We start from the raw sequence: 19956 nt of genomic DNA on the forward strand, positions 1-19956 counted from the left end.
CTTGCTCTTTGGAAAAGTCAGACGGCTACTAAACAAATGAAAAAGTAACAAGTCGTTGCTGCTCTTTCATTTGGTTAGTAGTTCTTAAAAACTTTCCAAAGAGGACCTTCAATAGTGACAATAAGATAAAAAGCGAGATTCTGATTGAACCTCGCTTTATACGTAATGATTAACGACGTAATCCTAAACGTTGGATCAATTCGCGGTAACGTTGGATGTCAGTTTTACGTAAGTAAGCTAACAAGTTACGACGGTGACCGATTTTTTTCATTAAACCACGGTAAGAATGGTGATCTTTTTTGTGTGTACGCGCATGTTCGTTCAATTGGTTAATGTCTTCAGTTAAGACAGCAATTTGTACTTCTGGAGAACCAGTATCTCCTTCATGACGTGCGTATTCTTTAATGATTTCGTTTTTTCTTTCTTGTGAAATTGCCATTTGTTCCACCTCTTTCTCTATTATTCGTCTGATCACTGAGTGAAGCGTTGGTGACTCGCTAAACCAAGTGATAGATGGTGTGTTTCCACACAAGCTTACTTTACAGGAAACACCGCTAAAATGCAAGCTTAATCTCTATTATTCGATAGTTTTTTTAAACAATCTAGCCCCTTTTTTGGTGATTTTGTGATACACTAAATGGTGGTAAACAACTGATTATTTCAGCGCATGAATAAATAAAAGAAGAATTTTTTTATGTTTCAAAGGAGGAACCATTGAATGATTACAATGAAAGATATTATTCGTGAAGGGAATCCCACACTTCGTGCTGTGGCAGAAGAAGTGCCTGTCCCTATCACTGAGGAAGACCGACAATTAGGCGAAGACATGTTGACTTTCTTAAAAAATAGTCAAGATCCAGTCAAAGCCGAAGAATTACAATTACGTGGTGGCGTTGGTTTAGCTGCACCACAATTAGATATTTCTAAACGAATTATTGCTGTCCATGTTCCTAGTAACGACCCAGAAAACGAAACGCCTTCATTAAGTACGGTAATGTACAACCCTAAAATTTTGAGCCATTCTGTGCAAGATGTCTGTTTAGGTGAAGGGGAAGGCTGTTTATCTGTCGATCGGGATGTACCTGGGTATGTCGTTCGCCATAACAAAATTACCGTCAGTTATTTTGACATGGCTGGCGAAAAACACAAAGTTCGTTTAAAAAACTACGAAGCGATTGTGGTTCAACATGAAATTGATCATATTAATGGCATCATGTTCTACGATCATATTAACAAAGAAAATCCATTTGCTTTAAAAGAGGGCGTTTTAGTCATCGAATAAAGAAAAAAACTGCGCCGTTTGTTTTCAGACAAACGGTGCAGTTTTTTTAAATGGCCTTCATTTCTTTTAAGGCTTTCCAAATGCCATCATTATCATTTGTATCTGTGACCATTGTGGCCACTTTTTGAATAGAAGGACTCGCGTTGCCCATTGCGACGCCAATCCCTGCATGGCTTAACATTTCTCGGTCATTTTCGCCGTCCCCAAAGGCAATGATATTTTTTGCATCAATGCCCACACGTTTAGCTAAATACGTTAACGTAGCTGATTTTGAGCCATCTTTAGGCACAACATCTACGCTATGTTGATGCCAGCGAATAAAGCGAAATTCTGGGTATTCTTCTTCAAACGTACACTGATCTTCTGCGTCATAAAAAGCCAGCGCTTGGTAAATATCATTTTGACGGTAAAAGTGTTCATCATAAGCAGGTGAATGAAAATGAAAAGAGTTCATCGCAATTTCCATTTTTTCAGCACGGTGCTGGTTGCTCTTCTTAATATCATCTAAGCCCACACAAGCAAACCCTAAGCCGCGTTGATCACTATCTTGTGCCAAACGTTCCAACGCTTCAGCATGCAATAAATTTTGATAATATTGCTCATGATCCACAAAAGCCGCGGCGCCATTACATAATACGTAATTGGTAAAATCTAAATCCCAAATCACCTCTTGCGCCATATAACGACTTCTGCCAGTTGCCAGCGTAACTAAGTGTCCTTGCTCCCGCAATTTTGCTAGCGCTTCTCTCGTGCTATCCAATGCTTTCTTCTCCGAATTTAACAACGTCCCATCAATATCAAATGCAAAAAGTTTTCTTTCCATCATTTCTCCTTATTCGCTCGCTTTCGCTAAATATTTACTGCCTTCTCGTTGTGCTAAAGGACTCAACACTAATTCTTTCATCAATTCCTCGACCCATTGCGGATTCGTTTTACTATATTGGCGCAATGACCAGCCAATCGCTTTTTGAATGAAGAACTCCTCTGTAGTTCTATCATAAATAATCGCCTTTTTCAACAGGTCCTGATTGGTCTTTTCTTTCAACATCAACTGTAAATTCAGCGCAACACGCCGATTCCAGAAATTTTCAGCGCCATAAAAAAGGGCAAAAATCGTTGGCAATTCAGTCAGATGCAACGCCACCCACGACCCAAAAAATTTTCGCCAAGCATCCACACTATCCCACCACGCTTTTTGTGGAACATAGGCTTTAAACGCTACGACCTCTTCTAATGAAAATCTTCGAACATTTTGAAGGGCTAAATCAATAGCGACATACTGATATTCTCGTTCTGTTTTTTGATAATAAACCTCAATCTCTTGGCATAATTTTTCCTTTGGCCACGTATGACTTTCTTTTAAAAGTTGTTTACTTAACGCTTGACGTTCTGGGGCGGGGATGCCTGCAAAAACAAATTGATGTTTCATATAAGCAGACATTTTTGCTGCTGTTTCTGGGTTCTTCTGAAATTGAAGTGTGTCCATTCCTTCGCTCCTTATAATAAAAAAACTATACTAAAACAGTGTACCATGTTTTAGTATAGTTGGTTGGTCAATTAATCAAAATACGTTAAATTTTTGTTGTCTTTATCTAACCAGGCATAGCCGAGACCCATAATTAAGCCACCACCGATAAAGTTACCGATAAAGGCCCAGAACAGATTATGAACAACATTACCAGCTGTGAAAGCTTCAATTGCGCCGTTCGAAGCAAAGTAAGCTAAACTGAAGGCTGGGAAGTTGGCAATCACGTGTTCAAAACCAAGGAACGCAAAGATAAAGATAATGAAAATAATGGCCGCGACTTTGCCGGCATCATCTTTCATTCGCATACTCACTAATACGGCTGTATTAACCACAATATTGGCGAACATAGCTTCAACTAAAATCTGTAGGGTAGTTTTTTCTAATTTTCCAGCAATCGATGTAAAGAAGAAACTATCTTTTGGCAAATCTTGGAATGGCACCGTAAGTGATACCAAGAAACCAAACAAGACGCCACCAATTAAATTGAATAAGATACAGGTAAATAAAATTTTTGCAGCTAAGGAAAAGTTGACTTTTTTACGATAGACCCCAACAGTCATGTACAACATATTCGAGGTACCAAGTTCGGCATTCATATATAAAATCATTACAAGTGACCAACTGAACATGAAGGCGTAAAGCATTTTCCCTAAACCATGAGAAATTCCTTCTCCTTTAATTGCGATTGCAAAAGCAACGGCTGTTCCCAACGTTAAAAATAGGCAAGCAAGCATTGCACGAACAGCGTAGCGGGAAAAGCTGTTTGAGAATAAATTCACTTTCTTGTCGATGGATTTATCAATTTGTTCAAACAATGGTGAACCAGACTTCATTGTAAACTCCCTTTCATTCCGTTTTCAACTTATATTTTCAAAACATCTCCCCTTATTCTAATGAGGAAAAGTGTTTTTGTCTACCTTTTTTTCAGATTTCACTTTAAAACCTTGACGTTTCCTATCCTATTAAGTATACTAGATTTTGTGTAAAATAATTGCAGCAGAAGAATAATAACTCGTCAACAGTTCATTGCCAAACTTGGTTCAACTGCGTAACCGCGGCTGCAAAGGCGAAGGTTGAAGAATGAACTGAACGAATATGAATTTTTCATCTAATTATTTTACTCCAAAAAAACATTTATTTATTGGAGGAATTTTTAATGTCTCGTTATACTGGACCATCATGGAAAGTATCTCGTCGTCTAGGTATCTCTTTATCAGGTACTGGTAAAGAACTAGCTCGTCGCCCGTACAAACCAGGACAACACGGACCTAACAGCCGTGGTAAAGTTTCTGAATACGGAATGCAATTAACTGAAAAACAAAAATTACGTCATATGTATGGCATGAACGAACGTCAATTCCGTACGTTGTTCATTAAAGCAAGCAAAATCAAAGAAGGTAAACACGGTGTTAACTTCATGGTTTTACTAGAACAACGCTTAGATAACGTTGTTTACCGTTTAGGTCTTGCAACTACTCGTCGTCAAGCACGTCAATTAGTTAACCATGGCCACATCACTGTAGACGGCAAACGTGTTGATATTCCATCATACCACGTTGAAGTTGGTCAAGTGATCGGTGTTCGTGAAAAATCTCAAAACATCTCAACAATTAAAGAAGCGGTTGAAGCAACTGTTGGACGTCCAGCATTCGTAAGCTTTGACACTGAAAAATTAGAAGGTAGCTTCACTCGTTTACCAGAACGTGATGAACTTTACCCAGAAATCGACGAAGCACTTGTCGTTGAATACTACAACCAAAAACTTTAAGATTTCAAAAGGTCGAACTACGGTTCTTACCTTCTTTCAAAACCTTGCCTTTCTTGGCAAGGTTTTTTTCTTTGCCCTCTTTACAAAATTGTTTACTTCCGCTAAACTATTGTTAACCAAATAAAACAATTGGTTAACAATAGAAAGTGAGGCTTCTTATGAATAAAGCATCGTTACGCTCTTTAATTTTAGCAGCAGAATTCGCTGTGATTATTGCTGTACTTTCACAATTTACAATTCCATTGGGGATTGTCCCCTTAACTGGACAAACATTTGCCATTGGCTTAACCGCTACCGTTTTGGGTAAGCGAACGGGGACCTACGCTATTTTAATTTACTTCTTATTAGGATTAATTGGTTTACCCGTTTACGCGGGGATGTCTAGCGGGTTCGGTGTACTCTTCGGACCAACTGGCGGCTATTTAATCGGGTTTATCTTCAACGGCTTATTAACTGGTTATATTTTAGAAAAAACAACCTTTAACTATACTTGGGCCATTATCGCAAATATTGCCGGCGCCTTAGTTACCTTAGTTTTCGGTATGATTTGGTTGAAATATTCCGCAAATCTACCGTGGCCAAACGCTTTCGCTGGCGGGTTTGCTCCGTTTATTATTCCTGGTATCATCAAGGCTGTCGCAGCTGCTTATGTTGGTATTTTAATTCGCCAACGCTTTATGAAACGTTTTTTAGCACACCTTTCTTAAGGGGAAAACTTTTTTCTTTTCCTTGTCTGTAGTACACTAAAAGGACAAAGGAGTGAAGTCCATGTCCTCATTATTAAAACGATTGGTTCAGTTGGTTTTGTTAGTCGTCGCTGTCTTGCTAATTCGACACTATGTTTTCTCCCCTGCTGCGGTGAACGGCTCTTCAATGGAACCAACACTTCATAACAACGACCGTTTATGGGTGACCTCGATTAAAAAGCCACAGCGCTTTGATATTATCGCTTTCCCTAGTCCTCGCAACGGCCAACGAGTAGCCAAACGTTTAATTGGTTTACCTGGCGAAACAGTCGAGTATCGCGATGATACCCTTTATATTAATGGTGTATCACTCAGTGAAGATTACTTAGCAAGTGCTAAACGAAATGTCTCTAAAAATGAAAATTATACCCAAGATTTTACGCTAGAGACCTTAGAAGCCACCCAATCCCTGACCGTTCCAGAAGGCATGTATTTTGTCTTGGGGGATAATCGCCCGCGCTCAGATGACAGTCGTTACTTTGGCTTTGTTAAACAAGAGAGTGTGGAAGGTGTTTTGACTTTTCGTTATTATCCGTTAGATAAAATTGGCTTTCCATAAAAATAATAAACCGCCCTCAAAAAGTTAGACTTTTTGAGGGCGGTTTAGCTTTTATTCACGTATTCTTGTTAAGGTCCAGTCACAAGATTCCACGTAACCGCGGCCTTGTATTGTTGCCCTTTAATACCTTGATTGGCTGGCACTTCAAGTTTGACATTATTGAAGGTGAAGTCCAACTGGTAAACATTACTACCTGTGAATTGCTTGTTGGCAATAATACTCGTCGCCGTGTTGTTGGCTGTTAAGCTAATGGCACTCGTGGTACCGACCGTATTTTTCAACTCGGTTGGTTGATTGTAATTGGTGAAGCTAGAGACAGGTGCCGCCCCTAATAATAAGCGGGTCGCTGTAGGCAAGCTGTCTGTCGCTGATTTTGGTTGTGACAGTTGCGCTGTTAAGCTCCAATTCGGTTGCGTTTTCTTAATTCGGACATACGGATTGCGGGTACCGTTACCGTAGTAATCCGCGGCTTGTTTCAAGCTGTGTTGTTGCTTAGTTCCTGCAACGCCCACTTGGCCGAAGTCGAAGGTTGGCACACTGATGAAGCCTTCGGTCGTTGGTGTGACTACTTCTTGATCATTTGGACGAATTCTCACGAAGTTGTCCACTGTACTATCTTTAATACCACCAAATACTACAACTTCTGCTTTCAAAACAGTGTTTGGTTTCCCTGTTGCGCGAGTTGTGAAAGCAATTGAAACTTTTTTGCCGATAGGAACGGCATTTGGTAAAGAAACCCCCTCTGTCCAAAGTGTACTATTTACTAGGATTGATTTTGTCGTTTCTCCTTCTGGTGTCACTTCCATAAAGGTCGGGATCGTCAGACCAGCTGACCAATTGGGCCCTTTTTTCAAGTTAAGATTCTGTAAGGGTGCTTTGCTAGTATTCGTGATCGTTGTTGTCCAGATTACATTGGTATTCGTATCGATCACTTCTTTTGGTCGAGTTAATGTGACACTAGCCGTTGGTATTTCTTCTTCATACACCACATTCAAATCGTCATTGTCATCATAGGTTACCCCATAGCTTGGCGCTTTCGTCGTTTTCAAGGGCTCGGTTTTGGTTTTACCTTTGTACCAGCCTTTAAACTTGTAGGTCTTACCACCTGTTGTGTAGGTGTCGGGTAAGGTGCCTGCTTGTTTGAACGTATAGGCATCACTTGTGATTACCGTTTTTTTACCTTGGGTGAAACCTGTTGGTGCTGTGATTTTGGCTCCGCTTGTGTCTACGAAGTTTTCGGTGACACGGCGGTTTTTCAGATAATAATATATGGTACCTGTCGGATACATTTCCACTCCATTTGGCGTAGTGCTTGATCGAATCAACGTCGTTTTATAGAGACTGGAGAAGGCTTGGTTTGTCTCTTCCCAAGTTATTTCTCGCAATTTATACTGTTGATTCTTGACTTTTGTTACCGTGTAGTATAGCGGTTCTGCAGGGTTGTTATATGGGGCGCCCGTAAACATATGCTCGACTCGTTCAGCCACTGGATATTCTTTTCCTTGGTAATCTGTTGGCTTTTTAAAGGTAATATTGAGGTACTGTCTCGGAATTTCAATCAAAGAATTTTTCGTACCAAAATAATTCGCTGTTGTGCCTAACGGATATGTTTTTTGCGGAATCGTCATTGTTTTAAGATTTCCTGTTGCATTACCAGCTGTCAAGGTGTTTAAAGTAGTACTTACACCATCAATCGTCTGAACAACATCTGTTGTTACTTTAAAACCAGTCGGATTAATTAATTGACCATCTTCACCCACGAAGCCAAATTGTACGGTGTTACCGCCATATTTAATTTCCTCATAAATAGTGGTGACATCATCGTCGTCATTATAGGATACATCGTATTCAGGCGTGCGTGTTGTTTCTAATTTTGCTGGTTTGGTTTTGCCTTTGTACCAACCTTTGAATTGGTAAGCTTTGCCATCTGTGTAGTAACTATAAGGCAACTCTTTCGCCAATTTAAAATGATACGTATCACTGCTAATCACCGTTTTTTTACCTTGGGTAAAGCCTGTTGGTGCGGTAATCTTGGCACCGCTTGTGTCTACAAAGTTTTCGGTGACACGGCGGTTTTCTAAGAAATAATACATGGTCTCATCTGTGGTGTAATAAGCAGGTGTATTCCCATCTGCAGTTACACGTGATAAAGCTCCACTAAAATAGGTTTTAGTTGTATCTGGTATCCAATAATCTCGATACATTTGATAAGAGTGAGCCGTGGTTGTTGCAAATAAACCATACTCTTTACCATCTGTTTCTAAACGACTATCAGGTAATGCGCCACCTACGTATCTAAATTTTGTCGTAGCAATTGGATAAGTGGTGCTAGAGCCTGTATAGTACGTGCCTGGTTTTACTGTCGGCAACTTATACTGTTTAGGAACAGTTACGCGAAAATTTGTACTACCAGAAAAAGCAGGATTAACCGTTGGTGTATATGTTAGTTGTTGGCTCGGAATCGTTAACTGTTTCAAGTTACCGTTGTTCACGCCACTAGCTGTGCCGACTTGTTTCGGCGTACCATTCATGATAGTTGTTAAATTGGTTGTCATGTTAAAATTTGTTGGTGCAACTAAAGCACCTTTTTCATCGACAAAACCAAATTTATACGTAACTGCTGGAATCGTGGCAGTCTTTTCTTTTGTTTCCTCATACACCACATTCAAGTCATCATTCCCATCATACGTCACCGCATAGCTTGGTGCTTTGGTAGTTGTCAAGGTACTTGGCTTTGTTTTACCTTTGTACCAACCTTTGAACTTGTAGGTTTTACCACCTGTTGTGTAGGTGTCTGGTAAGGTGCCTGCTTGTTTGAAAGTGTACGCTTCACTATTTATAACTGTTTTCTTACCCTGAGTGAATCCCGGGGGTGGTGCGATTTTTTGTCCACTACTATTAACAAAATTCTCATAAAGTTTTTTGTAATAAATATAGTAGGTAATCGTTGCACTATTATTTCCTGCATTAAATTGTCCTGTTGTTCCCACAAGATTGTCACTAAACATAATATTAGTACTTACTCCGCTATGAGGATTAAGATTAGTTATGCGCCACGTCTTACCAGTCGCTTTAGTAAAGTTATATGCTGAAATATCATAGTTGCTTCTCGTATAAGTTGTTGATGTATATGCTCTGGAAGTCATCACACCTGTTCGGCTATCTGGAAATGTTGTTTTAGGCGGCGTTAACACAATTTTATCAATTCTATTGGTGGTAGCTGTAGCAAAATTAATCGCAATGTCGTTACTAAAGAAAAGCCACGAACCCCCATTACTAGTGCCTACAGTTTTTAGTCCTGTATTAAAACTATAAAGTCCATTGCCAGCGTTTGTCATAGTTAAAGGATATCTTAACAGTGTTCCTTCAACTTTAGAGTTGGTTGATTTAAATAGTACTGGATTCATGGAAAGGCTCATTTGTTCCTTACTAGACTGTCCATCCTCATCGTAAAATTTTAAACTCCCTTTTAAACCTAAGTTACCAGCAAATTTATCCACATATGTCATTTCATTTCGTCTATTGACTGCACCAAAACCATTAAATCGAATCGTGGAATCGATATATTTTTTTTCATTGTGTATACCAGAAGTAATTCTTGTCTGAAAATACAACGTTTTGATATACCCAGTATTTCCAGAAGTTCTCCCGTGTAGACGATTAATAAATGCAGTGACCGTCCTAGTGGACTCTGTCCAAACAAAATATTCGCCACCACTATTGGCATTATGAGAGCCTTCCCCTAGAACTACATTTTGTTCCTCGGGGCCAACTTTAATAATAACTGAAGTGGGTCTAGTCATTCCTGCTGCCAATTTTGATTCAATTCGAATCGGACCAACAATATCTGAATTTGTGTCATCTGTTGTAATATTTTCAAATTTCAACCGATAATCAACTACATCATTGAGACGAACCGTAGTTTTATTCGTTGTCCCTGTAGCTGCCCAGACAAATGCCCTAGGCATAATTTTCGCTTGAACACTGGATGGTTCAAGTATATTTTCTTCTTGAACGATTTCCGTTTTTTCTTTTTGTTCCGCTTCTTTCGTTTCTTCTTCCTGACTCGTGTCAGTCGTTACTTGACTATTTTCCGTGCTGGCTTTCGTTGTTTCTTCCTTCACGCTACTTGCTGGCATCTCTTCCTTGGCACTACTTTCGGCGGTCGGACTACTTTCAATCGTCACGGTTTCCGCAACTGCCGTCACGCCAGAAAAGGCATTCACTAGCAAAGAACTACATAAGCCAATAGCTGCAAGACGTTGCCATTTATTTCGCTTCATGTCGTCCCTTCTTTCTATGTACGATTCCCGCCAAACCGATTAAGGCGAAGCCGAGAATGTTCAAATTTGCCTGACTCTTGCTCCCTGTACGAGGGAGCGTTGAGCCAGTTGTGGTGGTCTGTGTCGAACCACCACTTCGTTGATCTCCTTGCGGAGGACCAGCTGGTTCCTTGGGATCGGCAGCTGGCGCATCTGTTTTCGGTGGGGGATCTTTAGGAGCGGGTGTTGTCGGATTTTGGTAAAATTCAATCCCCACCGAACTAGAACCACCATCAGACGCTTCAACATTTATAAAAAAACTAGGGGAAAATAGTAGACACGCAATCATTAAATAACGCTTTTTTTTCATTTAAAAACCTCCTTTTGCATTTAAATATCTCTCACAACCTATTTTCATAGCTCTATAATAGCAAAAAAAAGACTCTTCAAAACAACAGTTTTTTCCAGTTGATAACCCTTATTTCAACAAGTTCCTTATATATCGTGTCTTTTAGGCTACGTTATTTAAAGGAAACAAGGGAAAACAGTAAAGACTATCCCCTTTTTCAAAAAAATCATCTTTAATTTCTTAAATTTCCATCACCTAAACTAAAGAAAAGCTCACAATGTTAGTGTTTAAAACTAACATTGTGAGCTTTTCTCATTTTTGACGATTGGATAATTCGATAAAATAACACTAAAACATAAAATAACTGTCTGTTTCTCTTATTGGGCAATAGCCAATTGGTACAATGGCAGGAGTTGTTGATAGGTTGCCAACATATAAGCTCGTGCTTTTTCAGGATTTTGCCACAAATCGCTATCTTTGGGAATGATGCGCCCAATTTCAAACTCACCTTTTTTTACATCTCTAAAACGAGTTAAGGCTTTTTCTAAATCCGTTTCTGGCAGTGGAGTAATTTGAGAAACCGTATGATCCAAGGAAACATACGTATCTTCTGGTAATGCTTGGAATAATTGCTGATTCTCTAAAAAGGCTTGCGCAATCTGTTTTTCATTTTTAGGATTATCAATGAATGACAACCACATAAACACATAGTCGCCCCAAATGCCTAATTGAAAATGCGGCTGCATTTTATACCCGCGCTTATTCGGACTAAGTGCTGACCAAGTATTTTCTGGTGGATACACGGTGCGACGGCGATGTTGCGCAATATGGACAAACAACTCCGTTCCTAGTTCAGGCGCTAGTTGTTCGGCAAAATACGTGTCTAATTCTTGAAAAATCGGTTGAATTTGCGCACGGATAACCGCCATTCGTTCATCTAATCCAGCAACTTCAAAGGCTGCGAATTCTTTTTCTGTAAACATCAACATTTCTCTAATTCCTCTCTCAACTTGTCTTCCGCTTCTATTTTTGTCGATTTTGCCATGTTTCCAGTGTCATCCCACGATAAACATCTGTGACAATTTTCCCTTTACTAATTCGGGCATTGGGCAGTGTTCCTTCGTAGGTAAAACCAATTTTCTCCATGACACGACCAGAAGCTGGATTGTCTTGATCATGTAAAGCAAAGATTCTCATGAGTTTCATTTTTGCAAAACCCAGTTCAACTAACGCCGTCGCGGCTTCAGGCGTGTAGCCTTTGCCCCAAAAGGCACGGTTCAAGACATAGCCTAATTCTCCAATATTATTGGTTTCATTGACCCGCAAATCAATCGTGCCAATCATTTTGCCCGTTTTTTTCACTTCAATCCCATATTTTCCTAAAGGTTCCCCCATAAAATATTTAGCAATATTTTGTCGTGTTTCAGCGATTGTTTGATTTTTCAAAAACACATAGCGGACCGTTTCCTCATCTGAAGCATATTCGTACATATCTTCTGCATCGGCTAATGTGACAGGTCTTAAAATCAAGCGTTCGGTTTCAATTCGTTGGTTTTCTGCAAAAATCAATGGATAATTCATGAGCAAAACTCCCTACTTTTCTACATACTTTACCGAAAAACAGCGAAACACGCAAGGAAAATCGGCATTTCCCTCGCGTGTTTCTTTAATTAGCGTTTAAGCGAATGATGGCAATGATCGTTTGAACAGCTTTGGCCATTGATTCAACGGTAATAAATTCATATTGCCCGTGAAAATTTTCGCCTCCTGTAAATAGATTAGGCGTGGGAATGCCCATGAAAGAAATCTTAGAACCATCTGTCCCGCCACGAAAGGGTGTGATGATTGGTTCAATGTCACAACTTTCCATTGCTTGGACGGCCAATTCTACAGGCGTCCAATCTTTTTCGACGATTTCCTTCATATTATAGTATTGGTCTTGGAAAGTAATTGTTAGTCTGGGTTTATCCGCCAGCGCATTTAAACGTTGGACTTGTTTTTCCAAAAATTGCTTTCTCGCTTGAAAGTTTTCTCGATCATGATCCCGAATGATATAGACAAGTTCTGCTTTTTCAATACTTCCTGTAAATTTATTGAGTAAATAAAATCCTTCATTTCCACGTGTTTGTTCTGGTACTTCCTTTTGCGGCAGTGATTGATCAAGTTGTTCGCCTAATTTAATGGCATTTACTAACGAACCATAGGCCGTTCCCGGATGGACACTGGTTCCCTCAATTGTTATCACAGCTTGGGCAGCGTTAAACGTTTCATACTCGAAATGCCCCACGCGGCCACTGTCAATCGTATACGCAAAAGCGACTGGGAAGTTCGGCGCATCAAATTGATCGGCCCCGCGTCCAATCTCTTCATCTGGACCGAAGGCGAGCCAAACATCCCCCCGCGCTACTTCTGGATGTGCCAAAAAATACTCAACAGCAGCTAATATCTCGACAATTCCCGCTTTGTCATCTGCTCCTAAAAGTGTGGTTCCGTCTGTAGTAATCAACGTTTCCCCTTGATACTCTTTTAAATTGGGAAATTCAGCAACTGATAAAACGATGCCTTGTTCTTGATTCAAGAGGACATCTTGACCATCATAATTAGTGATGACTTGGGGACGGATGTTTTCTGCTGAAAAATCCGCCGTATCCAGATGTGCAATCAAGCCGATACTCTTCGCTGCAGGTTGGTTACCAGGCAACCGTGCCGTTAAAAAGCCGTTTTGTTCGTTATAATGCACATCGGCCAAACCTAATTCATGAAGTTCTGTTTCAATCATTTTGGCCAAAACCACTTGACCGACCGTCGTCGGTGTGGTTTGACTGTTGGCATCTGAACGGGTGTTAACTTTCACGTAAGTTAAAAATCGTTCGACTAATTTTTCCATTTTTTACTCCTTCTTCCTGAATCATTCTGTTAAATAAGCATTGCGCAAGTGGAAATAATCCCCATACAAGTGATAACTAATGCCTTTCAATTTAGGATTGATTAGATAATTTGAGGCACTTTGATACAGCGGTACTTGGGCAGCATCTTGGTTCAGCAAGATGTCTTCCGCTTCTTTGTATTCTGCAAACTGTTTCTCTGGATTATTGGCATTAATCGTTCGTGCATCTTCTACCAATTGGTCGTATTTGGCATTATGATAATTGCCATAATTGTAGCTTGATTCTCCTGCATATAAGTTAAAGTAAGAGTCTAATTCACTACTGCCGGCAATCCATCCTGAAAGAGACAACTCATAATTTTTTTCACGTCGCGATTGATTCACATTATTACTTGGTTGCGATGAAATGGTAATTTCTAAACCTGGCAGATTTTCTTGCAACTGACTTTGAACATATTCCGCAATTCGTTTTCCTTGATCTGTATCTGCCGCCAGCAAGGAAAGTTTCACTTTTTTACCGACATCCGCTTGGGCTTTCGTCCATTCAGCTTGGGCTTTTTTGACATCATTTTTCAAATACTCGCCACTGTAAGCTCGGAAATCTTCATCTGTTTCTGGATTCGCATAAAGTTTACTTGGAATCAATCCGTTGAGGGGTTTTGACCCATCGTTTAAGACACTTTGTGTTAAGGCTTCTTTATCAATTGCTTGGCCAATCGCTTTTCGTAAATGAACATTCGCTAATGGCGTTCCTTCTTTTTTGTTGAAATCTAAGAAGTAGTTGGCCACATCTGGATGACTGACATAGCCTGGATCCTCTTGATATTGTTGAACATATTGTCCGTTAATGCGAACTAAGTCTAGTTCATTCGCTTGATATAAGTTAATCCCAGTATTATCTTCTTTGATTGTACTAACCGCAACTTCTTCCAGTTTCACTTGATCCGCATCATAGTATTCTGGATTTTTTTTCAATGTCCAAGTATCTGAAGTCGCATCCCAATTGGCTAGCGTAAATGGCCCGCTATAAAGTAAATGTTCACTATCCAAGGCGTAATCTTTGCCTTGCGCTTCGACAAATTTTTGATTTTGTGGCGCTAACCAAGCAATCGAAACGACTGCTAAGAAGGAAGGTTGGGCCTGTTTTAATTCAACAATGAATTCTTTGTCATTCGGGGCTGAAATCCCTAATTCATCGACTGACTTTTCACCGTTGCGTATTTCAAAACTATTTTTAACGCTGTCTAGTAAATAGGCATTCGGTCCAATCGTCGCTGGTGTCACCAGTTTTTTCCAAGAATAAACAAAATCTTGGGCCGTAATTGGCTCGCCGTTGCTCCACTTAATCCCCTCCCGCAAGGTAAAGTGGTACTTGCGCCCATCGTCACTAATCTTGACATCTTTAGCTAGAGCTGGCACCGTGGCACTATCATCATCAAACCGATAAAGGCCTTCAAATAAATGTTGTGCCATTGTAAAGGTATTTTTATCTGTTGTTTGTGTTGTATCCAATGTTGAGATTGGTGCAGGTGAACTAATACTGATTTTTTGTTCAGCTGCTAAATTTCCCGAATCTACTTTCTCTGCCGCTTCTTTGGTTCCGCCACATGCGGCTAAAAGAAACCCTGTTGCAATCAAACCTACTACTTTTTTCCCCAATTTCATGTTGTTGCCCCCTCATATTTTTTAAACAAATAAAAAAAGCATTCGTCCTAAAAAGGACGAATGCTTATGCAATCGCGGTACCACCTTTGTTGATCTCTTCGCTAAAAAAGATCCGCTCGTTTCCAGTACAATCATACTGTAGCGCTATAACAGGCGCACCTGAATTGGTTTAAGCGAACGGCTTCAACCAACCTGTTCAAAGGCCATTTTCCCCTTTAACGTCACTACCTCTTCTCACCAAACGAGGCTCTCTGCAAGCTATTTTAAAAAGTACTTTCCTTCTCATCACATTTTGTTCTTTTATTTGTTTCATCAATCATACTGATTTACGGATAGTTTAGCAAACATTTTCGAGGCCGTCAACCACATTTTTAATTTAAAACTTTTTTGTTTTTCATTAAAAAAAGAAAAGAGGTTTCAATTCCTCTTTTCTAAAACAATTTTACTCTAATCCTTTTTTAACATCTTCTATCATCAAATGCATTGATTCTAATCCACCACCGCTTAGATACCAAACATCTGGTTGAAGCATAATGACTTTATCATTTTTACCAGCATCGGTTTTTTGAATCAATTCGTTTGCAGCGACGTTATCTTTTGAATCGTCGCCACCAATTGCTTTGGTGCGATCTACCACAAAGAGAATTCCAGGATTTTTTTCTAAAACATATTCGTAAGAAACACTTTGCCCATGAGTGGAAGCTTCAATCTTATCGTCTGCTGCTTTGAAGCCAAATGTATCATGAATTAAACCGAAACGAGAGCCTTTTCCGTAAGCGGAAAGTTGACCTTCGTTAACTAACACAACAAGCGCATTATTCGCGCTAGCTTCTGCTTGTTTTTTCACGTCAGCAATTTCTTTTTCTAAGCCAGTTATTTTTTCTTTAGCTACCTCTTCTTTATCAAAAATAGTGCCTAACGTTTCGATATTTTGTTTCGTTGATGCCCAAGGATTTTTGGCATCTACAGCTAAGTAAATGGTTGGCGCAATGGCTTTTAATTGTTCTTGATAATCTTGTTGACGACCAGAAATAATAATCAAGTCTGGTTTTAGTTGATTGATTTTTTCTAAATCTGGTTCTTTAATACCGCCTGCTGATTCAACTTTTTGGTATTTTTCTAAATACGCAGGGATATTTTTGGTTGGCGCACCTACCACGCGGTCACCGACACCTAGTGCATCCATTGTATCCAAGGAACCATTATCAAAAACAACGACTTTCTGAGGATTTTTGGGAACGGTTAATTGACCATTGGTGTCTTTGACTGTGACTTCCGTTTTAGCTGTTGTTTCTTTTGTTGCAGAATCTGCTGTTTTTTTATTTGTTTGACAAGCACTTAACATTAACAGTCCCATCATTGAAACTGCCATCATTGCTAAAAATTTCTTTTTCATTCTTTTCCTCCAAAAACGTTATTTTTAAATTGCCCGATTTAGTGATAAAGACAAAAGCGTTTTCCTTCAATTTCACAAATCCGGATATTCATTTCATAAAGATCATTTAAAATACTTGTTTGAATAACTTCTTCTGTTGCGCCATGCGCATAGAGCTTTCCGCCTTTCATGGCGACAATTTCATCTGCATAGCTTGCGGCAAAATTAATATCATGTAGAACAATCAGAATCGTTTTTCCTAGTTCATCCACTAAGCGTTTAAGAATCTGCATCATTTGAACCGCATAATTCATGTCGAGGTTATTTAAGGGCTCATCCAATAAAATATAATCGGTATCTTGGGCTAAAATCATGGCAATATACGCCCGCTGTAATTGGCCCCCAGAAAGGGTATCAATGTATTCTTCCGCCATTTCAGTTAAGCCCAATTGTTCCAACGCTTCTGTTACTTTTTCATGATCAGCGCTTTTTAAGCGACCTTTGGAATAAGGAAAACGACCAAAATTGACCAGTTCTCGCACAGTTAATTTAAGTTGTACACCGTTGGCTTGTTTTAAAAGGGCAATTTTTTGTGAAAAAGCCGATTGCTTCCAGGTTTTTACTTCTTGCTTGTCCAGATAAATTTCCCCGGTATCTTTGGGAATTAAGCGACTCATCATGGCTAGCAGCGTGCTTTTCCCAGCGCCATTTGGCCCAATAAAGGCCGTTAATTTGCCTTCAGAAATAGGTAAATCAATGTCTGAAACGACAAATTTATCGCCATATTTTTTTGATACATCACTCATCTGGATCATGTGCGTTGCTTCCTTTCTGCAATAATTTTCCATATAAAATAAACGCCCCCAACAAATTGAATCACCACACTTAGCGGGGTATTCAAATGGAAGACCTGTTCAACCATCAATTGACCAAACACCAGTAAAAAGACTGCTATTAAACTCCCTGCCACAAACAGTTCTCGGTGGCGATAGGTTTTCATGAATTGATAACTCATATTGGCCACGATAAAACCTAAAAATGTAATCGGTCCCACTAATGCTGTTGATAAGCCGACCAGACTACTGATCAAACACAACAACACTAATTGAAACTGATTCACAGCAATCCCCAAATTCTGGGCTTGATGGTTCCCTAAATGTAAAACGTCTAAACGGTAACTTTCCCGCCAAAGTATCCCACAAATCATGAGTACCGCCACACCAACGAAAACGAGATACTGACTATTGACGTTACCGAAACTGGCAAACAACTTTCCTTGGAGTAAGTCGTATTCGTTAGGATCCATAATCACTTGTAAAAACGTACTAATACTACTGAAAAAAGTACCTAAAATCATGCCAATCATCAATAATAAAAATAAGTCGGATTGATTTTTGCGTAATAGAAAATACGATAAACTAGTACTTAAAAATACCATTAAAAAGACGTTCATCAAAAACGAGCCAAGACTTACTTGACCTAACGCTTGTGCGCCTCCTAAAAGAAAAAATAACACCGTCTGCACAAAGACGTACAAGGAATCCATCCCTAAAATGTTTGGCGTTAGAAAATGATTTTGCGTGACCGTTTGAAAACTAATGGTTGAAAAAGCCGCAGCGATTCCGACAAAAATAAAAGCCAATAACTTTTTGCCTCGTAACGCCAAAGCAAAGGACCAATTGCCATACGTGTTATAAGTTAAATAACAAAGGCTCACAATTACTACGGCAGCTAAAAGCAAAAGTAATGAAAGCCATTTTTTTAAAGGCCGTTTCATTGTTTGCGCCCCCTTAGTAATAATAAAATGAACAAAATGCTCCCTAATGTTCCGACAACCACGCTGACAGGAATTTCATAGGGGGCAATCAATACTCGTGCTAAAATATCACAGATTAACAAGAACAAACTCCCGCAAATCCCAGTTAACCACAAGGTATTTTTCATATGATCGCCATAACGTAAAGACACGAGATTGGGAATCACAACCCCTAAAAACGGAATATTCCCCACCATCAATAAAACGATGGCACTTGCTAAAGCAACCAGCGTCAAACCTAAAAACTGAATTCGCTGGTAATGGACGCCAAGACTATTTGCAAATGCTTCACCCATACCAACGACAGTGAAATGATAAGCAAATAAATAAATAACAAACCACAAAGGAATCATTAAGAATAACCATTCATAATTCCCTTTCATAACTGTGGAAAAATTTCCTTGTAACCAAGCAGACATATTTTGAACCAATTGATATTGATAGGCAAAAAATGTGGCAATTGAACCTAGAATGTTACCAAACATCACGCCCACCAAAGGGACCATCACTTGATTCTTACTTGGTAATAATCGAATGAGCGCTAAGAATAATAAGGTCCCGCTTAGCGCAAAAATAAAAGCAATTGCCGTTCGATAGAGAAACGGAGCTGTTGGGAAAAATAACATTGCGACTAAAATACCCAACCTTGCACTATCGGTTGTTCCAGCGACACTAGGAGCGACAAATTTATTTTGTGTGAGTTGCTGCATAATCAATCCAGAAATACTCATCGTACTACCAGCAATGATTAAACTCAACGTGCGGGGAACACGGGTGGTAAATAAAACAAATTGTTGCTGCGCATCTAATTGAAACAACTGAGAAAGTGCAATGTCCTTCACCCCTATCACTAATGACAATAAGCTGAAAAGTAATAGTAGAACAAACAAACCAATCTTTTTCATGAGAAAACTCCATTTTTATTTAATTGAGAATGATTCTCATTCTTAGTTACAGTGTATGAGAAAATCATCACAAATGCAACCACTTTTTTTCCTTTATTAAAAACTTCTTCTCAAGCCGACTGACCAACGACTTATCTAAGATATGCTATAATGGAGGGAAACGTTAGGAAAGGAGTGTTACTGAATGGCGAATGATGACTTACAACAACGTCTGGATAAAGGAATGTACGGTACGCCCCTCGTTAATCCTGAAGAACAACACAAATACATGGGCACATTTCGTGAACGCTGCCGTCTCTCCATGACCGTCGCTGAAATGAAAGATGCACAGAACCAAAAACATTTATTAGAAGAATTAGCGAAGCATCCTGAAGTTACAGTACTTTTAAATGGCGAAATCTCTTCTGACCTGCAAAGTACCTATATTAAATTATTAAATCAGCATGGCGCAACCTTTAAGATTGTTAACAATTTTGTGGAGAACAACCCTGACTCTCTCGGCTTACTGTTAGCTGAAAAACATGCAGTAGATGAACCTGTGATTGACGTTACAGAAAAATATCCTCAAGCAACCGAAACGCCAAAAGAAGAGCCAACAGCTAAAAAAGGCTTTTGGCAAAAACTATTTCACTCATAAAAAGATCAAGAAAATTTATGAGTCATTGGATTGTTTAAACATAAGTTATGAGCGCTTCCATTTATAATAGAATTGTGCTATTATAAAGATGAAAAAGAGAGGTATGCGGCTACATACCTCTCCTTTATACCAGCGCCAGTTATAAGAACTGGTGGCTTACTGAGTTAAGTTTTTATT

Annotated in this window: 19 protein-coding genes and 1 other annotated feature; of the genes, 5 read left to right on the top strand and 14 right to left on the bottom strand. The window is 39.4% G+C overall.

What is annotated here, in order from left to right; translation table 11 throughout:
* Positions 1–169: 169 nt before the first annotated feature.
* Complete coding sequence (rpsO, locus tag IGK54_RS11910; RefSeq protein WP_002354983.1) at positions 170–439, bottom strand: 30S ribosomal protein S15; 270 nt, start codon at positions 437–439, stop codon at positions 170–172.
* Between the two features lie 279 nt (positions 440–718).
* On the opposite strand from rpsO, the gene def reads away from it, so the two are divergent.
* Complete coding sequence (def, locus tag IGK54_RS11915) at positions 719–1282, top strand: peptide deformylase (protein ID WP_002354981.1); 564 nt, start codon at positions 719–721, stop codon at positions 1280–1282.
* Positions 1283–1328: 46 nt separating this feature from the next.
* Here the strand turns inward: def and IGK54_RS11920 are convergent, their stop codons facing one another.
* The 3 genes from IGK54_RS11920 to IGK54_RS11930 all read right to left on the bottom strand — a co-directional run bounded on the left by IGK54_RS11920 (position 1329) and on the right by IGK54_RS11930 (position 3643).
* Positions 1329–2105 carry an HAD family hydrolase gene (locus tag IGK54_RS11920; RefSeq protein WP_002361040.1) on the bottom strand — a complete coding sequence of 259 codons (777 nt, stop codon included), beginning with the start codon at positions 2103–2105 and terminating at the stop codon, positions 1329–1331.
* Between the two features lie 9 nt (positions 2106–2114).
* Entirely contained in the window at positions 2115–2768 is a 654-nt protein-coding gene (locus IGK54_RS11925; protein ID WP_010825540.1) for a DNA alkylation repair protein, read from the bottom strand.
* Positions 2769–2839: 71 nt separating this feature from the next.
* The gene (locus IGK54_RS11930; protein WP_002365340.1) at positions 2840–3643 is read right to left on the bottom strand and encodes a formate/nitrite transporter family protein; all 804 of its coding nucleotides are present in this window, start codon (positions 3641–3643) and stop codon (positions 2840–2842) included.
* 323 nt (positions 3644–3966) lie between these two features.
* Between IGK54_RS11930 and rpsD the strand changes: the two genes are divergently transcribed.
* From rpsD to lepB, 3 genes are all read left to right on the top strand, one after another.
* The gene (gene rpsD / locus IGK54_RS11935; RefSeq protein WP_002365342.1) at positions 3967–4578 is read left to right on the top strand and encodes a 30S ribosomal protein S4; all 612 of its coding nucleotides are present in this window, start codon (positions 3967–3969) and stop codon (positions 4576–4578) included.
* A gap of 158 nt (positions 4579–4736) precedes the next feature.
* The gene (locus tag IGK54_RS11940; protein WP_002354975.1) at positions 4737–5285 is read left to right on the top strand and encodes a biotin transporter BioY; all 549 of its coding nucleotides are present in this window, start codon (positions 4737–4739) and stop codon (positions 5283–5285) included.
* A 61-nt stretch (positions 5286–5346) separates the two neighbouring features.
* Positions 5347–5883 carry a signal peptidase I gene (gene lepB / locus IGK54_RS11945; RefSeq protein ID WP_010712890.1) on the top strand — a complete coding sequence of 179 codons (537 nt, stop codon included), beginning with the start codon at positions 5347–5349 and terminating at the stop codon, positions 5881–5883.
* A 68-nt stretch (positions 5884–5951) separates the two neighbouring features.
* Here lepB and IGK54_RS11950 read toward each other — a convergent pair whose 3' ends face one another.
* From IGK54_RS11950 to IGK54_RS11995, 10 genes are all read right to left on the bottom strand, one after another.
* Positions 5952–10166, bottom strand: a complete 4215-nt coding sequence (locus tag IGK54_RS11950) for a WxL domain-containing protein (RefSeq protein ID WP_185938058.1) — start codon at positions 10164–10166, stop codon at positions 5952–5954.
* Positions 10153–10515: an LPXTG cell wall anchor domain-containing protein gene (locus IGK54_RS11955; protein ID WP_010777982.1), complete on the bottom strand. Its 363-nt coding sequence runs from the start codon at positions 10513–10515 to the stop codon at positions 10153–10155. The genes IGK54_RS11950 and IGK54_RS11955 overlap by 14 nt, the downstream gene beginning before the upstream one ends.
* Positions 10516–10871: 356 nt before the next feature.
* Positions 10872–11483, bottom strand: coding sequence for a YktB family protein (locus tag IGK54_RS11960; protein WP_002375582.1), 612 nt, complete (start codon positions 11481–11483; stop codon positions 10872–10874).
* A 34-nt stretch (positions 11484–11517) separates the two neighbouring features.
* Entirely contained in the window at positions 11518–12075 is a 558-nt protein-coding gene (locus IGK54_RS11965; RefSeq protein WP_010821903.1) for a GNAT family N-acetyltransferase, read from the bottom strand.
* An 85-nt stretch (positions 12076–12160) separates the two neighbouring features.
* A complete protein-coding gene (gene pepT / locus IGK54_RS11970; protein ID WP_010777984.1) occupies positions 12161–13381 on the bottom strand; it encodes a peptidase T in 1221 nt (406 codons plus the stop codon).
* A 21-nt stretch (positions 13382–13402) separates the two neighbouring features.
* The gene (locus IGK54_RS11975) at positions 13403–15046 is read right to left on the bottom strand and encodes a peptide ABC transporter substrate-binding protein (RefSeq protein WP_002368425.1); all 1644 of its coding nucleotides are present in this window, start codon (positions 15044–15046) and stop codon (positions 13403–13405) included.
* A gap of 49 nt (positions 15047–15095) precedes the next feature.
* Positions 15096–15341: a binding site (T-box leader), on the bottom strand.
* A gap of 147 nt (positions 15342–15488) precedes the next feature.
* On the bottom strand, positions 15489–16442 hold the full coding sequence (locus tag IGK54_RS11980; RefSeq protein ID WP_010823270.1) for a siderophore ABC transporter substrate-binding protein: 954 nt from the start codon (positions 16440–16442) through the stop codon (positions 15489–15491).
* Positions 16443–16480: 38 nt separating this feature from the next.
* Positions 16481–17236, bottom strand: coding sequence for an ABC transporter ATP-binding protein (locus IGK54_RS11985; protein WP_002354962.1), 756 nt, complete (start codon positions 17234–17236; stop codon positions 16481–16483).
* Positions 17233–18198 (bottom strand): iron chelate uptake ABC transporter family permease subunit, encoded by a 966-nt coding sequence (locus IGK54_RS11990; RefSeq protein ID WP_002371665.1) that lies wholly within the window; start codon positions 18196–18198, stop codon positions 17233–17235. Before IGK54_RS11990 ends, IGK54_RS11985 begins: the two co-directional genes overlap by 4 nt.
* Positions 18195–19142, bottom strand: a complete 948-nt coding sequence (locus IGK54_RS11995; RefSeq protein ID WP_002354960.1) for an ABC transporter permease — start codon at positions 19140–19142, stop codon at positions 18195–18197. Before IGK54_RS11995 ends, IGK54_RS11990 begins: the two co-directional genes overlap by 4 nt.
* Positions 19143–19326: 184 nt before the next feature.
* Here IGK54_RS11995 and IGK54_RS12000 point away from each other — a divergent pair, with 184 nt between their 5' ends.
* Positions 19327–19779 carry a YueI family protein gene (locus tag IGK54_RS12000; protein ID WP_002359057.1) on the top strand — a complete coding sequence of 151 codons (453 nt, stop codon included), beginning with the start codon at positions 19327–19329 and terminating at the stop codon, positions 19777–19779.
* Positions 19780–19956: the final 177 nt, after the last annotated feature.

The organism is Enterococcus sp. DIV2384, assembly GCF_050534975.1.
Classification (GTDB): Bacteria; Bacillota; Bacilli; order Lactobacillales; family Enterococcaceae; genus Enterococcus; species Enterococcus faecalis.

Coding starts and splice junctions, on each gene's coding strand:
- rpsO (WP_002354983.1), bottom strand. CDS start 439: ATGGCAATTTCACAAGAAAGAAAAAACGAAATCATTAAAGAATACGCA.
- def (WP_002354981.1), top strand. CDS start 719: ATGATTACAATGAAAGATATTATTCGTGAAGGGAATCCCACACTTCGT.
- IGK54_RS11920 (WP_002361040.1), bottom strand. CDS start 2,105: ATGGAAAGAAAACTTTTTGCATTTGATATTGATGGGACGTTGTTAAAT.
- IGK54_RS11925 (WP_010825540.1), bottom strand. CDS start 2,768: ATGGACACACTTCAATTTCAGAAGAACCCAGAAACAGCAGCAAAAATG.
- IGK54_RS11930 (WP_002365340.1), bottom strand. CDS start 3,643: ATGAAGTCTGGTTCACCATTGTTTGAACAAATTGATAAATCCATCGAC.
- rpsD (WP_002365342.1), top strand. CDS start 3,967: ATGTCTCGTTATACTGGACCATCATGGAAAGTATCTCGTCGTCTAGGT.
- IGK54_RS11940 (WP_002354975.1), top strand. CDS start 4,737: ATGAATAAAGCATCGTTACGCTCTTTAATTTTAGCAGCAGAATTCGCT.
- lepB (WP_010712890.1), top strand. CDS start 5,347: ATGTCCTCATTATTAAAACGATTGGTTCAGTTGGTTTTGTTAGTCGTC.
- IGK54_RS11950 (WP_185938058.1), bottom strand. CDS start 10,166: ATGAAGCGAAATAAATGGCAACGTCTTGCAGCTATTGGCTTATGTAGT.
- IGK54_RS11955 (WP_010777982.1), bottom strand. CDS start 10,515: ATGAAAAAAAAGCGTTATTTAATGATTGCGTGTCTACTATTTTCCCCT.
- IGK54_RS11960 (WP_002375582.1), bottom strand. CDS start 11,483: ATGTTGATGTTTACAGAAAAAGAATTCGCAGCCTTTGAAGTTGCTGGA.
- IGK54_RS11965 (WP_010821903.1), bottom strand. CDS start 12,075: ATGAATTATCCATTGATTTTTGCAGAAAACCAACGAATTGAAACCGAA.
- pepT (WP_010777984.1), bottom strand. CDS start 13,381: ATGGAAAAATTAGTCGAACGATTTTTAACTTACGTGAAAGTTAACACC.
- IGK54_RS11975 (WP_002368425.1), bottom strand. CDS start 15,046: ATGAAATTGGGGAAAAAAGTAGTAGGTTTGATTGCAACAGGGTTTCTT.
- IGK54_RS11980 (WP_010823270.1), bottom strand. CDS start 16,442: ATGAAAAAGAAATTTTTAGCAATGATGGCAGTTTCAATGATGGGACTG.
- IGK54_RS11985 (WP_002354962.1), bottom strand. CDS start 17,236: ATGATCCAGATGAGTGATGTATCAAAAAAATATGGCGATAAATTTGTC.
- IGK54_RS11990 (WP_002371665.1), bottom strand. CDS start 18,198: ATGAAACGGCCTTTAAAAAAATGGCTTTCATTACTTTTGCTTTTAGCT.
- IGK54_RS11995 (WP_002354960.1), bottom strand. CDS start 19,142: ATGAAAAAGATTGGTTTGTTTGTTCTACTATTACTTTTCAGCTTATTG.
- IGK54_RS12000 (WP_002359057.1), top strand. CDS start 19,327: ATGGCGAATGATGACTTACAACAACGTCTGGATAAAGGAATGTACGGT.